Annotated in this window: 14 protein-coding genes and 1 tRNA gene; 7 read left to right on the top strand and 8 right to left on the bottom strand. The window is 62.1% G+C overall.

Annotation, left to right across the window (positions count from 1 at the left end):
• Window positions 1–17: 17 nt before the first annotated feature.
• Window positions 18–1,361: a HAMP domain-containing sensor histidine kinase gene (locus tag OUY36_RS07535; protein WP_267937418.1), complete on the bottom strand. Its 1,344-nt coding sequence runs from the start codon at window positions 1,359–1,361 to the stop codon at window positions 18–20.
• Window positions 1,358–2,068, bottom strand: coding sequence for a response regulator transcription factor (locus OUY36_RS07530; protein ID WP_267938120.1), 711 nt, complete (start codon window positions 2,066–2,068; stop codon window positions 1,358–1,360). The genes OUY36_RS07535 and OUY36_RS07530 overlap by 4 nt, the downstream gene beginning before the upstream one ends.
• 202 nt (window positions 2,069–2,270) lie before the next feature.
• On the opposite strand from OUY36_RS07530, the gene OUY36_RS07525 reads away from it, so the two are divergent.
• From OUY36_RS07525 to OUY36_RS22040, 5 genes are all read left to right on the top strand, one after another.
• Window positions 2,271–3,821: a GGDEF domain-containing protein gene (locus OUY36_RS07525; RefSeq protein WP_267937416.1), complete on the top strand. Its 1,551-nt coding sequence runs from the start codon at window positions 2,271–2,273 to the stop codon at window positions 3,819–3,821.
• Window positions 3,822–4,047: 226 nt separating this feature from the next.
• Window positions 4,048–6,177 (top strand): TonB-dependent siderophore receptor, encoded by a 2,130-nt coding sequence (locus tag OUY36_RS07520; protein WP_267937414.1) that lies wholly within the window; start codon window positions 4,048–4,050, stop codon window positions 6,175–6,177.
• Between the two features lie 182 nt (window positions 6,178–6,359).
• Window positions 6,360–6,530: a YhfG family protein gene (locus tag OUY36_RS07515; protein WP_267937412.1), complete on the top strand. Its 171-nt coding sequence runs from the start codon at window positions 6,360–6,362 to the stop codon at window positions 6,528–6,530.
• Entirely contained in the window at window positions 6,530–6,853 is a 324-nt protein-coding gene (locus OUY36_RS22045) for a Fic/DOC family protein (protein WP_436785645.1), read from the top strand. The genes OUY36_RS07515 and OUY36_RS22045 overlap by 1 nt, the downstream gene beginning before the upstream one ends.
• Window positions 6,735–7,112 carry a Fic/DOC family protein gene (locus OUY36_RS22040; RefSeq protein ID WP_436785619.1) on the top strand — a complete coding sequence of 126 codons (378 nt, stop codon included), beginning with the start codon at window positions 6,735–6,737 and terminating at the stop codon, window positions 7,110–7,112. The genes OUY36_RS22045 and OUY36_RS22040 overlap by 119 nt, the downstream gene beginning before the upstream one ends.
• 77 nt (window positions 7,113–7,189) lie before the next feature.
• Here OUY36_RS22040 and OUY36_RS07505 read toward each other — a convergent pair.
• From OUY36_RS07505 to OUY36_RS07485, 5 genes are all read right to left on the bottom strand, one after another.
• Window positions 7,190–7,265: transfer RNA gene (locus tag OUY36_RS07505), tRNA-Thr, on the bottom strand.
• A gap of 78 nt (window positions 7,266–7,343) precedes the next feature.
• Window positions 7,344–8,102 carry a DUF3618 domain-containing protein gene (locus tag OUY36_RS07500; protein ID WP_200594971.1) on the bottom strand — a complete coding sequence of 253 codons (759 nt, stop codon included), beginning with the start codon at window positions 8,100–8,102 and terminating at the stop codon, window positions 7,344–7,346.
• Entirely contained in the window at window positions 8,099–8,524 is a 426-nt protein-coding gene (locus OUY36_RS07495) for a phage holin family protein (RefSeq protein ID WP_063541429.1), read from the bottom strand. The genes OUY36_RS07500 and OUY36_RS07495 overlap by 4 nt, the downstream gene beginning before the upstream one ends.
• Window positions 8,521–9,264, bottom strand: a complete 744-nt coding sequence (locus OUY36_RS07490) for a hypothetical protein (RefSeq protein ID WP_267937407.1) — start codon at window positions 9,262–9,264, stop codon at window positions 8,521–8,523. Before OUY36_RS07490 ends, OUY36_RS07495 begins: the two co-directional genes overlap by 4 nt.
• Before the next feature lie 446 nt (window positions 9,265–9,710).
• Window positions 9,711–11,795: a glycoside hydrolase family 5 protein gene (locus OUY36_RS07485; RefSeq protein ID WP_267937404.1), complete on the bottom strand. Its 2,085-nt coding sequence runs from the start codon at window positions 11,793–11,795 to the stop codon at window positions 9,711–9,713.
• A 535-nt stretch (window positions 11,796–12,330) separates the two neighbouring features.
• On the opposite strand from OUY36_RS07485, the gene OUY36_RS07480 reads away from it, so the two are divergent.
• Entirely contained in the window at window positions 12,331–12,543 is a 213-nt protein-coding gene (locus OUY36_RS07480) for a DUF2945 domain-containing protein (RefSeq protein WP_063541423.1), read from the top strand.
• 3 nt (window positions 12,544–12,546) lie between these two features.
• Window positions 12,547–13,128 (top strand): DUF488 domain-containing protein, encoded by a 582-nt coding sequence (locus OUY36_RS07475; RefSeq protein WP_267937401.1) that lies wholly within the window; start codon window positions 12,547–12,549, stop codon window positions 13,126–13,128.
• A 44-nt stretch (window positions 13,129–13,172) separates the two neighbouring features.
• On the opposite strand, the gene OUY36_RS07470 is transcribed toward OUY36_RS07475, so the two are convergent.
• Window positions 13,173–14,009 carry a CvfB family protein gene (locus tag OUY36_RS07470; RefSeq protein WP_102840807.1) on the bottom strand — a complete coding sequence of 279 codons (837 nt, stop codon included), beginning with the start codon at window positions 14,007–14,009 and terminating at the stop codon, window positions 13,173–13,175.
• Window positions 14,010–14,047: the final 38 nt, after the last annotated feature.

Raw genomic sequence — 14,047 nt, 5'->3', positions numbered from 1 at the left:
TAAAGTGCATTTACAAACTATACAGTTTGCAGCGTCAGATGCAGGCGCAGACCGGGATCGAGGTTCTCTGCCCAGACTTCACCGCCCTGCAGCTGCACCATGCGCCGGGCGATAGCCAATCCGAGACCAAAGCCGTCCCCACCAGGCCGTGCTGCGTTTAGGCGCGTAAAAGGGCGAAAGATCAGTTCCAGCTGATCAGGCGCCACGCCTGGCCCGTCATCCTCGATCCAAAGGTGCCAGTGTTGCTCTTCCAAACGTCCAGCAAGGCGCACGCTACCTTCGCCGGGCGAGTGACGGATGGCGTTGCGCAGAATGTTCTCCAGGGCTTGGGCCAGACCGTTCAGGTTGGCGCTGACCCGGCAGTCTTCAGGCAAGTCGCACGGCAGTCGCTCCGCGGCCCAGCCGGATTCGAAACAGGCGTTGTCACGCAGTACGTCCCACAGCGCGCCGACATCGACCATTTCGCGCGGTAGTAAGGGGCGCTCGGTATCCAGCCAGACCAGTTCGAGAATGCCGCCGACCAGCTGCTCCATGCCCTGCACCTCCTGGGTCACTCTGCCGCTGAGCGCCCCGGCACCCGGCTCACGTTCGGCAGCTGCACGCAGGCGGCTGAGCGGTGCGCGCAGCTCATGGGACAGGTCGCGCAGCAACTGACGTTGAAAGGACACCGCGCTCTGCAACCGCTCGGCCATGTGGTCCAGTGCCTGGGCCAGCTCACCGAGCTCATCACGACGGTCAATCAGCACACCTCCTCGCATACCGAGCTGGTCCGCCCGCAGCGCATTGGCCTGAGCCTGGAGCCGTTTCAAAGGTTCGATCAGCAGTCGGTAGATCAGCCCGCACAACAGCAGCGCCAGCAAGCCTGGCACGACAATATTGATGATCACCTGCAGCAGGAGCAGCGAGGTGCTAGGCATCAGCCGCTCGGGCAACTGCAGTATCAGCTGCCCGCCATCCGGATGCTCCGGGAACGGAACACTCAGGTAAGGCGGCTCTGCGCTGCGGCGGCTGATCCGCCAGTCGATGCCCCGCACCATTTTCAGACGCGCGTAGTCATTGAGGCCGAGCGGCTGCACGCTCAGTGAATCCATTTCGGGATTGACCACAACGGCCCAGGTGGCTTGCGCCTGGCGGAACTCCTCCTGCCAGCGATGCACAGCTTCGCGACCACCGGCGCGCCAGTTTCTCTCGGCGTCAGCAGCGTATTGCAGCAGTTGCTCTCGCGTCTCGCTTGGCAAGTAGCTGCTGCGATCACGCACATACTGCGTCCATGACTGGCTCAGCCAGATCATCGACAAACAGAAGCCGATCTGCAGTAACGCCAGGCGCCAGAACAATGAGTGGCGTGACGGTAGGCTCATCGCTGGCCTCGCGTCACCATGTAGCCGGTGCCCCAAACCGTTTCCAGCTGCAGTGCCGTGCAACCGATTGCCTTCAGTTTGCGTCGCAGATGACTGACATGCATGTCCAGGCTGCGATCATGGCTTGAATAGTTACGGTGCAATGCCTGCTGATAAAGGTGTGCCTTGCTCAACGCCGTACCAGCGTGCTGCCACAGCATCGCAAGCACGCGGTACTCGCTGGGCGTCAGGCCAGCCCAGCATCCAGCGATTTCCACATCCCGCCTCTGCTCATCGAAATGCAGATGTTCGCAATCCAGTGCGGGCAGGCCATCGGAACGCTCGTATGCCACCCGGCGCAGCACCGCCTCGATGCGTACGCTTAGTTCAAGCAGGCTGAAAGGTTTGGGCAGATAGTCATCGGCACCCTGGCTGAAACCGGTGATGCGATCCTGCTCGTTGCCCAACGCCGACATCAGGATGACTGGCACACCACGACGACGTCGCAACTGCTGCAGCACGTCCAGACCATTAGTGCCGGGCAGCATGATGTCCATAAGAATCAGGTCGAACTCTTCTTCCTGCGCCCGATGCAAGCCGTCGGCGCCATCTTGGCAATGGCTGACGGCGTAGCCGATCGATTCCAGATGCTCGACCAGGTGGCGAGCGAATACGGTATCGTCCTCGACGGCCAGCAAGCGGGCGGCAGGAACAGAGGTATCAGGCATGTCGATCTGACTCAGCGGTAAATGAGAGAGATTATTATCCGCCGCACCACCCTTGTGCCAGCGCCCGCTTTTTTCCGTCGTTGACGCTTCGGCGCCCGGTCCGGGCATGTATCATTCCGCCCCAGTGGTCTGAACCCGCCACGCAGTCGCGCTCACCGCCCAGAGGTTGCGGCGATACACACACGCAGAATCGGGAAGCTTCATGTTCCGGCTGGATCTCCAACGCCTGACCCTCCTGCTAGCGCTCGTCGCAGGCCTGCTCACCTTCGCCAACAGCTTCTTCGCCGGCTATACCACCCAGCGCGACCAGCTGTTCGAACAGACACTGGAGGCCAACAGGGCTTATGCGCGCAAGCTGGCCGACACCACCGACCGGTTCTTTCTCAACAGTCGTCGCGAACTCGCCTATGCCGCGCAAGCGCTTTCCTCGACGTTCGATGAGCCCGCGGCACGGGACAGCGAAACGGAGCGCATCAAGCTCAACAGCGATCAGTTCAACAGAGCAGTGATCGTCAGTGCTGCCGGTGAGATCGTTTCAGCGTCCCCGGAGAGCACCGCGCTGGTAGGCCTCAAGGTCAACAGCGTGGGTGCGCGGCGCGCGCTGAGCGAGCGCATTCCGCTGATCAGCGAGCCCTACATCGCCACGGACGGCACCTATCTGATCGCGGTAACGCATCCGATTTTCGACCCCGACGGGCACTATCTCGGCTTCATCAGCGCGTCACTATTCCTGCGCGAGCGCAACGCACTGCACGGCCTGCTTGGTGTGCACTACTACCGCGACGGCTCCTACCTGTACGTTGTCGACAAGCAGGCCAACCTGATTTTCCATGAGAACGGACAGCGGGTGGGCCAGAACGTGGCCTCCAATGCGGTCGTTCAGCAGGTACTGACCGGGCGCGAAGGCAGCCAGCGAGTCACCAACACCCTCGGCGTCGACATGCTGGCCGGCTACGCCCCGGTGCCGAGTACCGGCTGGGGCATCATCGCGCAGCGCCCCACGGCCGCGATCACCGCCAAGCTCGACCGCTTGGCGCGCACGACCCTGATGAACGCCGTGCCTTTCGCGCTCGTATCGCTGGCCGTGTTCTGGTGGCTATCCAAACTCATATCCGCGCCCATCCGCGCATTGGCCGATACCGCCGAACACTGGAGCGCTCCGGAAGCAGCCAACCGCATATCGCGGGTCAATTCCTGGTACTTCGAGGTCTCGCGCCTGAAGGTCGCCATGCTTGCCGGCGTGTCCCTGCTGCAGCAAAAGATGGGCGCGCTGGAAGCAGCGTCCATGACCGATCCGCTGACCGGGTTGCGCAACCGCCGCGGGCTCGAACTGGCGCTCAAGCAGTTCGATCTGCTCGACCAACACTATGCCGCGCTGGCCCTGGACATCGATCATTTCAAGCTGGTCAACGACCAGTACGGCCATGACGTAGGCGACGACGTGCTGCGTTACCTCGCTTCGGTACTGCGGGAGTGCTCCCGCCCCAGCGACGTCCTCTGCAGGATGGGTGGAGAGGAGTTTCTCGTGCTGCTACCCGACACGGACGCCGCCGGTGCACGCATCGCCGCAGAGCGCCTGCTGGTTCGCCTGCGTTATACGAACAGCCCAACCGGTGCGCCGGTCACCGCATCCATCGGCATCGCCTGCAGCACCAGCCATGACTCGCCAGACGCGACCTTCAAGGCCGCGGACGAAGCGCTCTACCAGGCCAAAAGAGCCGGCCGCGACCGCGTGGTCCTCGCCTGCAACTGAGCGCCGAGCAGCCGCCGAATGTGACCCCCGAGCCGCTTGGCAGCCGCCGCTGCTCTGCGCTGCGCGGCGCGCTGGTTGGTCGACGCGCGCTCGATCTGCCTGCGCGCCGCTACGCCCAGCGCAACCTGCCGTAGCGTGCATTCAGATGAGATCACCTTCTATTTGATAATCGTTTTCGTTGAGATTAGGATGCCCGCCCTCGCTCCCTTCCCTCAAGGATCTTTCGATGCGGCGCCTTCTCCTCCCGATGCTCGCGATTCCTGCCCTCACCTGCCCTGCCATGGCTTCAGCCAACGACGAGCCGCCCGCTGAACCGCTGGCACTGGAGGAGATGCAGGTCACCGCCTCGGCCGAGCGCGCCGACGGCCCCGTGCAGGGCTATCGTGCGACCCGCTCGGCCAGCGCCACCCGCACCGACACCGCGATCCACGAAACCCCGCAATCGATCAGCGTCGTGCCGGCGCAGGTCGTCGAAGACATCGGCGCAACACGCCTTGAAGATGCGCTTGATTACGCCGGCGGCGTGGAGCGCGGCAACAACTTCGGCGGTCAGGGCCTGACCGAATTCCTCGTGCGCGGCTTCAGCACCCAGGAGTTCTACCGCAACGGCTTCGCGGTGAACCGTGGCTATCCCAACATGCCCGACGCCAACACACTGGAGCGCATCGAAGTGCTGCGCGGCCCGGCCTCGATGCTGTACGGGCGCGGCGATCCGGGCGGCACCTTCAACATCGTCAGCAAACAGCCGCAGGCGGAGCGGCGCACGGTGCTCGGCAGCCAGGTGAACACCGACGGTCTACGCCGCGGCACCCTGGATACCACCGGTGCACTGGACGAAAGCGCAGCCTTTACCTATCGCCTCAACCTGGTCGCCGAAGGCAGCGACAGCTTCCGCGACCACGTCGAAAGCGAGCGCTACAACATTGCGCCAGTGCTTCGCTGGCAGCTCAACGACGACACCGCGCTGATCCTCGAAGGCGATTACCTGCACAATCGCCATCCACTGGACCGCGGTCTGACCCGCTACCCCAACCAGGCCGGCGACCTGTCGCGCGATCGCTTCCTTGGAGAGGAAAGTGCCGGCAAGCTGACCAACCAGAACGCCACCACGCAACTGCGCCTGGAGCACCAGCTGGACAGCCAGTGGATGCTGCGCGGCGGCATCCAGTACCTCGACGGCAGCCTGGACGGCGGCGCGGTGGAGAACAATGGCCTGGCCGCCGATGGCCGCACGGTCGGGCGCAACTACAGCGAGCGCTGGCTGAACTGGAACGACCTGGCGGTGCAGGCCAATCTGGAGGGGCACTTCGACGCCGCGGGCCTGGCCCACACGCTGCTGCTCGGTGTGGAATTCGACGACTTCAACTACGACTCCCAGATCGATCGCTCGGGTGGTGCGACCAGCGACTTCCCGATCGACCTCTATGATCCGGTCTACGGCCAGCCGCTGCCGGCGCTGACCCGCACCACGACCTACGATGACGAGAACCTGAAGTCCTATGCGTTCTTCCTGCAGGACCAGATCGCCCTCACCGAGCGCCTGACAGCGCAAGTCGGTGCACGCCTGGAGCGCTTCGAGCAACGCTACGAAAACAAGCTCAACCCCGCCGGCAGCTGGGACCAGGCACACAACGCCGTCTCCCCACGTTTCGGGCTGATCTACGACCTGACCGAGGAGTTGGCCGTCTACGCCAACACCTCGCGCTCGTTCAAGCCCAACCGCGGCGCCGACCGCAGCAGCCAGGCATTCGACCCGGAAGAAGGCATCGCCCACGAAGTCGGCGTCAAGTACGAGCTGCCAGAGCACGACCTCAGCGTCACTGCGGCGCTGTTCCACATCACCAAGGAAAACGTGCTGACCAGCGATCCGTTCGACAGCGACTACCAGGTTGCTGCCGGCGAAGCGCGCAGCCGCGGCTTCGACATCAGCGTAGCGGGCAACATCACCCCGCAATGGCGCATGATCGGCGGCTACGCCTACGTCGATGCCGAAGTCACCGAAAGCTCGAGTGCATCGATGCCGGTCGGCACGCGCCTGGCCAACGTGCCACGCCACAGCTTCAACCTGCTGGACACCTACGAATTCGCCGAAGGTCCGCTGGCCGGACTCGGCGTAGGCATGGGCGTCAAATACGTCGGCGACCGCAAGGGCGGTGCCACCAGTACGGCGTTCGACATGGATGCCTACACCACCGTCGACCTGCTCGCCTACTACCCGCTGACCGAACGGGTTCGCCTGAACCTGAACCTCAACAACCTGTTCGACGAAGAGTACGAAGAGCGCGCCTGGGGCAACATCTGGGCCTACCCGGGTGCTCCCCGCACCCTGCAGGCAGGCATCGCGATCACCCTATAACGAAGAACGGCGCAGCCTGTATGGCTGCGCCCTCGCCTCCCCTACTGGCGCCGGATCACTTCGCGACTGTTCTCAGTCATTCGCCGCTGGCGTTGCTCGGCCAGAAGGACCGGCAAGACGCTGCGAATTAGCATCCGCTATTCCGCTATAATGAGCCGCACACCGCGAACGAGGTTTTAGCTATGCCCGATCTGACCTTGGAAAAGAAGAAGGCCTACTACGCGAAGATCCGCCAATCGAACTATGCCGCCAGCCTGCGCCTGGAAGGCTTCGATACCACACCCGCTGACGCTAAACGCAAACTCCCAACTCGCGAAGCTGCCCTGAGAGCCTTGCGCGCTCGGCAGGCTTGATGCTCGATAAGTACGGTGTCGGTCAGGATCCTCTCTGCTATCCAGGCACCACGGTTCTACGCAACCGCCTAGACCTGACCGATGACCAAGCGCTTCACGCTGCTGAGCGCACGCTTTCCGAAATCGCTGCAGGCTCCATTGACTTCGCCCTTCCTCCCTACGATCTCACCTATCTGCAACGGATCCACCGCACTCTCTTCGAAGATGTTTACGAATGGGCGGGAGAACTACGTACCGCGGACATATCGAAGGGCGGTACGCACTTCTGCAACGTCACCCGAATCGAACCGGAGACTTCGAAGCTCTTCAGACAATTGGTATGAAGGGATGTCACGGCAACAGTTGGTTTCCGCCGTCGCTGAACTCTATGGCGACTTGAATATGGTCCACCCTTTCCGGGAAGGAAACGGACGCGCGCAGCGGATCCTGTTTGATCACATCATTGTGAACGCCGGCTACGAGATCAGCTGGTGGCAGGTCGATGAAGGTGAGTGGATCCAAGCAAACATCGACGCGGTAACCTGTGACTATCAGGCGATGACCAATATCTTCCAACGCTGTATCGGTCAAGCGATCCTCTAGCGGGACAAGAAAGGGACACTTCGGGGACACTGCCCCAAATGAAAAAGGGCTAGCCGAAGCTAACCCTTTGATTTCATTGGTGCCGGAGACAGGAGTCGAACCTGCGACCTTCGCATTACGAATGCGCTGCTCTACCTACTGAGCTACACCGGCGCCAGGCGGCGGATTATCGGGGGTTCTGCGGTCGGACTCAAGCCCGGCCGCATCAACCCCCTGCCTCCGGCTCGTACGTCAGTGGGGGCGCGAAGCGGGCTGGCCGTGATCGCGCTCAAGGTCGTGTTTGACCTGTCCGGCCAGCTGCTGGCCCTCGGCACTGGCCACTTCGTAGCCTTCCTTCGCCTTGTGCTTGAGCCGGTCGGTCAGCTGGTCGCTGGACTGGCCCATCAGCTCGTCTTCGCGCCGGGTCGGCGGTACGGTCGCCGCGAGCAGCGCTCCCAGGGCGATACCCATCGCGCCGAGCGCCAGTGGTTGCTCGTTGAGCAACTGCGAGAAGCCTCCGCGTGCCCGATCCGCCGTATGCCGCAGGCTGTCGGCGGCCTGCCGGCTGCTGTCGCTTACCCGATGGCGAGCGTTGCCCAGCGTGGTGGAAGCATCGTGGCGCATCTGCGCAGCCTTGTCCTTGATGCCGTTGCCCTGCTGCTTCAGCCCGGAGGCCTTGGCCGACAGTTTGTCGGTCATCGAAGGACCGGTCGATGCAGCGGCGCTGTAATCCGGACGGCGGTTCTGCCCCGCCATCAGCCAGGCCAGGCCGATGCCGGTCAGCAACGTCGGCACCGGATTGGCCTTCACCGTGTCACTGAGATTGTGCAGAAATTCGCCGCCACCGCCCTTGGCATAGCCCAGCGCGGTGTCGATCATCTGCCCCGGCGACAGCTTGCTTTCCAGGGCATGGACGATATTGCCGATTTCCGCCCGCTGCTGGTCGATCTCTCGCTCCAGCGTGTCCGGGTCCTTGCGTGCTTCGACGTCTACCTGATTGTGCGTACTCATGCGTGCCCCCTGACGACTTCTTTATCCTTGTGCAGCGAATGGATGGTGCGATCGGGCTTGAAGGATGAAGCTTCGAACTTCTTCTTGCCCGCCGACACCATGATCAGCCCGATGACGACCACTACGCCCCCTACGATGAGGGCTGCCAACCAGGGCTCCATCAGGGTGCTGAGGAAGTAGACCGCCGACATCAGCAGGATGATGAATCCTGCCAGCAGGACCGCGCCGCCGGTGGCCACGCTCGCCGCGCCGGCCTTGGTGGCTCGCATGGACTCGCTCAGTTCGGCCTTCGCCAGAGCCAGTTCCTTGGTGAACAGGGATGGCACTTCACGGGTCAGCTGGCGTAGCAGCCCGCCCACCGAGCTGTCCTGGTCCGGATGGCTCGTCTCGTAGGACGTATTGAGGTTGCGTTGTTCGTTCATCGATTTAGCCCTCCGGTTGTGCCTTTTCCGTTGTTGCCAAGGCCATTGGTACTGCCCGGGGTCGTCGGCATGTCTGCGTTGCTGACGCTGCCAACCGTGCCACCCGGGGCTCCGCTGGAAAGACGCGAATCCAGCTCGGACTGGCTGGGCAGGGTTTCAGCCGTCACATCGGCCGGGACGCCCAGCGGCGACGACGGATGCGGTCGCGCCGCATCCGAATGGCCGTAGTCAGTGGTGGGTTCGCGAGCGGCGGTTTTTTCCGAACGATGGCTCGAGGCGCGGGCGAAGCGTGTCAGGCCAAAGCCCAGCGCAACGCTGCCGGCGATGAAAAGGGCCGGGTTGCTCCGGGCGAGCCGGTTGACCTCGCCGACCAGCTCATCGACGCTCTTGCCACGCAGATTGTCAGCAAAGTCGACCATGCCTTGAGCAACGTCGGAGACATAGTGCGACAGGCCGGCGCGATCCTGGCTTTCCAGCTCGGAGGCGGCCGCCTTGGCACTCTGCGCGATCTTCTCGAGCTCGTCGGCGGCGGTGCCACGATAGCTATCAAGCTGCGCCTTGCCCTGGGTCTTGATCTGCTCGCCGGCCTCGCGTGCCCTGGCCTTCACGTCACTGCCATTTGCGGCCTGAGCGGAACGGTCGCTGTGCATGGATGGCTGGCCGGAGGAACTGCCTGCCTGCGGCGAGCTGGTCCCGGCTTGGCCGCCGTAACCTGTGATCTCTTCGTCGGGTGTCGTCATGTTGTCCACCTTTTATAGGGTCAGAGGATTTGGCCGGATGACCACGGTCCGTAGCACGACGACGGGGTTGCCGCTGCCGTGCATGTTTCGGTGCGCACATAAATGGTGACCGGACCCCCTATTTCGAGTTCCGTCGCTCTGGCTGGATGGTTCAAGACTTTGGCGCCAGCATCGCCCCGGAGGCCCGCGGCCAGCGGAGCGATGGATTCAATGCTGAAATGCTGGCTTATCGCCTGATGCGCAGGCGCAGCCAGCATGGCTGCTGGGCTGCAGGCGTGATCGGGGAGAACAGGCGAAACGGCAGGAACCGGAACGTCATGACCGTGTGGTCAGTTCATAAGCCGGGACCATCGCAACGGCGGGCCGACGAAGTGCAGTGCGGTTCTAGACGCCAGAAAAACAGAAACGGGCCCGAAGGCCCGTTCTGGTATCGCTGGTTCGCGGTGTTACAGCGGACCGATGCTGGTGCAGCTGTTTGCGGCTTTGGCGTGCTTCTGCAGAACCGGCAGCTGCGGACGGTACTTGCCACTGCTCACGTCCAGGGACATGGCGTACTCGCCCCACCAGGGACCGGCAGCCCAGTAGGTGCTCGGGATGCAGTTCTGACGCAGGTAGGCCAGCAGGTTATCGGTTGCAACGATGGCCGAGGGCGAGAAATCCGGTACGCCATGCTCACCGATGTAGCCGCGCAGTTTGTGCTGCTTGAGCCAGTCGACGAAGGGCTTGACGCGGTTGACACCAACCATCGGGTCAAACTGCTCGGTCTTGTCGAAGTAGTTGCCGGAGAAATCCTTGTCTACGTACATGTGTGCTTCGTACACCAGGTTGTTCTTCGGATCACGCATCCACGGGTTGCTGACCAGCTGGGTGTTGTAGTGCGGCCAGTGGAAGGCGCTCGACCAGCGATCGCCCGCTACGTAGATCCAGCGCTTGGCGTCGACGGTGCGGATTGCCTGAGCAGCGGCCAGGGCAGCTTGCGGCCAGAGCCCGTTGGTGGAGTGCGGCTCGTTCATCAGACCGTAGCCCTCGACGGCAGGATGATTGACCACCTGCTGCACGATCTGCTTCCACACCGCGGCGAAGGAACTGATGGGCACTTCTTTGGAGCCGATCAGCTTGCCGTAGTAACGGTAGTAGTTGTGCAGGTCGAGAATCACCTTGACGTTGTGTTTCTGCGCGAAGTCCAGCGACTGCTTCAGACGAGCGAACTCCTCGGCGTTCAGCGGCGAGTTCAGCTTGGGCTGGATTCGCTCCCAGAGGAACGGCAGGCGAACCAGCGGCATGCCCAGGTCGGAGTACTTCTTGTAGTACGACTCGGCCGGATAGGTGTAGTTGGTGCCGTGCTTGCCAGGAACAACCGAGGGACCGAAGCCCGCGCCGGACAGGTTGACGCCGACCAGCAGCGGCTTGCCGTTGGTGGTGTCAGGTGCGGTGGGTGCCGGTGCCGGAGCCGGTGCGGCTTCTACCGGCGGAGTAGTCAGAGCAGGAGACGAAGGAGCGCTGGTCGATGTGCTGACCACCGAGATGGTCTTCGGATAGCCCAGGGTCGCGCCGTTGATCACCGCACCGTCGAGGAAAACGCTCATGTTGCTGCCCACCAGCTGAGTGCGCAGCACCTTGCGGGTCTGGCCGTCAGCGAGCTTCACCAACGCGCCCGTCTTGAATGCTGCCACGTTGGCGCTGCTTGCCTGGATGGAGAAGCCGGCAGCAGTACGGAACATACCGTTGAGCCAATGGGTGTTGGTGTAGTTGTTCAGGTTGCTGGTGGCGATGACCGAAGTGGTCGGAGCAGTGGGCGCCGGAGCCGGGCTGGTAGTGGAAGTTGTAGCCAGCGACAACTTGTTCGGTGCACCGACGACACTTCCATTAACTGCCGCACCTTCCAGATAGACGCTCATATTGGCGCCGACAACTTGTACCTGGGTAACTTTGCGAACCTGGCCATCTGCCAGCTTGGCTGTCGCTCCAACTTTGAAAGCAGCCTTGTTGGCATCACTTGCCGGAATGGAGAAGCCCGGCGACTTGCGCCATACACCATTGAGCCAATCGGTATTGGTGAATGCATTGATGCTGGTCGAGTGCGCGGTGACGGTAGTCGGTGAAGTGACCGGAGTGGTGGAAGTTACCGGTGCCGTTACGGCCGTACTACCGATGGTGACCACCTGCGGTGCACCAACCTTGTTGCCGTCCAGCTTTGCACCTTCCAGGAAGACGCTCATGTTGCTGCCGACGATCTGCGCGCGGCTGATCTTGCGAACCTGACCGTCCGCCAGTCGTACCGAAACGCCGGCCACGAACGCGGAGCGGTTCGCCGAGGTGGCAGGAATCGAGAAGCCGGCGCCGGTGCGCCAGACACCGTTCAGCCAATCGGTGTTGGTGAACGCGTTGATCTTGGCGGAAACCGATACGGCGGCAACCGTCGCTGCAGCGGCATAAGGCGTGGTTACAACGGCGGTGCCACCCAGAAGAACAGCGGCGGCGATGGAAGCGACGAGTGCCTTGCGGGCACCAGAAAACAGGTTGGTGGACATTGAGTCTCTCCGGAACTTACTGCTTCAAAGGCGGAGCCTTCAAAAAGAAACGGGAGGTCGATAAGTCGTGGGGCGTTGCTCTTGAGGAGTGCCGCGGTGTCACAACAAACGAACCGTTCAACAAGCAATTTCCCGCCGTCCACCCCCTGAACAAACCGGCAAATCGTCTTGCGTGGCGGCTTTATAATAGGTTCGAAAAATTAATGGAAATTTTTTTGTCAGTAATAGATCGCCAGAAAATCGCCACAGCGCGCAAATAACATTAAGTTGCCATTACTCATATGGCGATAGCTGTCGAATTGATATTACGCTTAGCCGCCCTAGTTGGTTACCTGGCGCTAAAATAAGCGTCGGCTTTTTGAACTTTGGTGGTCGCTGGAGGGATTAACCGCTATCGAAGCTTGCCGACGAACGGTATATAGCGGAGAAGCGAAACAGCCCTTTGTGTCGGATAAAAAACCAAGTGCCGGAAACAACCGATCTTCGTCGGCTGATGGCTGTCGGAAGCCTTACCGAACGACGAAACGGGGGCACCATGAGCCAGAAGTACAAAGTGGGCGATCACGTCAGCTGGAATTCGGAAGCAGGACGGGTCAGCGGTCACATCACCCGAGTGCACACGGCCGACACCGAATTCATGGGCCGCACACGGCGCGCCAGCCCGGACGCGCCGCAATACGAGATCAAGAGCGACAAGACCGACCATGTGGCGATGCATAAAGAGTCGGCGCTCAGGAAGCTGAGCTGAGGCATGGTTCAGCCAGCCACGGTGTGGACCATCGGCCACTCGACGCGCTCGCTGGAGCAGCTGGTCGAGCTACTGCGCCACCATCAGATCGAGGCCATCGCCGACGTTCGCCGCTTTCCCGGCTCAAGGCGCTTGCCGCAGTTCGGCGAGGCAGCCCTGCGCGAAGGTCTGGAAGCGCACGGACTGCACTATCAATGGATCGAGGAACTGGGCGGCAGACGGCGGCCTCTGAAGGATTCGCCAAACCTGGCCTGGCGCAACAGCTCGTTTCGCGGCTATGCCGACCATCTGCGCAGCGATGAATTCGACCGCGGCCTGCAGCACCTACTGGAAATGGCGGCGCAACGACGCACGGCGATGATGTGCGCCGAGGTGCTCTGGTGGCGCTGCCATCGTTCGCTGGTCTCGGACGTGTTGAAAATGCGCGGTATCGAAGTCCTGCATATCCAGGACGAGAGGCCGCCGGCCGCCCACCCGTTCACCGCCCCTGCCCGCCTGGTCGACGGGCAGCTGAGCTATGCGGAGGGCAAAGGCGAGTCGTTGAGAAAGGAAGTCGGCAGCGGGCAGATCAATCTGGATCTGTAGCAGCCGCTGGGTGGTCATTGCGACCACCCGGCTAGGGGGTTGGCTCAGGCGCGTTCGATGCGATCGGGGTGGATGACGATGCGGCCCTGCTTGTAAAGACCACCGATGGCCTTCTTGAAGTTGCCCTTGCTGACGCCGAAGCGGCGGGCAATTTCCTCGGCCGGACTCTTGTCACTGACATCCAGCGAGCCCTGGTTTTCTTCCAGTTTCTGCAGGATCAGCGCCTGCAGCGCATCGGTCGCCTCACTCCCCACCGGCTGCAGGCTCAGGCTGATCTTGCCGTCGGGCCGCAGCTCCTTGATATAGCCACGCTCGCGCATGCCGCCACGGAGAAACTTGAATACCTCGTTCTTGTGAATCAGGCCCCAGTGCTGGCCGTTGATGATCGCCTTGAAACCAAGATCGGTCGCCTCGACGATCAGCAGGTCCACCGCCTCTCCTACCTTGTAATTCGCCGCGGTCTTGTCCAGGTAGCGATCCAGGCGTGCCGTGGCGGTAATGCGCCGGGTGCGCTTGTCGACGTAGACGTAGACCACGCAGTAATCACCAACCTGCAGTGGCCGTTTCTCCTCCGAATGCGGCAAGAGCAGGTCCTTGGGCAGGCCCCAGTCGAGGAACAGGCCAACGCGGTTGATCTCGGCCACCTTCAGACTGGCGAATTCACCGACCTGCACCTTGGGCTTTTCGGTGGTGGCGATCAGCTTGTCCTCGCTGTCGAGGTAGATGAAGACGTTCAGCCAATCATCCACCTCGGTCGGCGTGTCCTTGGGGATGTAGCGGTTGGGCAGCAGGATTTCGCCGTCCGGGCCGCCGTCGAGATAGAGGCCGAAACCGGTGTGCTTGACGATCTGCAGGCTGTTGTAGCGTCCGATGGCGGCCATGTGGGCGGTCCCGAATATAAAGGCGGCGATTCTAGCGC

The sequence above is a fragment of the Stutzerimonas sp. R40042 genome, assembly GCF_026642215.1.
Taxonomy (GTDB): domain Bacteria; phylum Pseudomonadota; class Gammaproteobacteria; order Pseudomonadales; family Pseudomonadaceae; genus Stutzerimonas; species Stutzerimonas frequens.
This window is presented reverse-complemented; position numbering and strand designations above follow the sequence as displayed.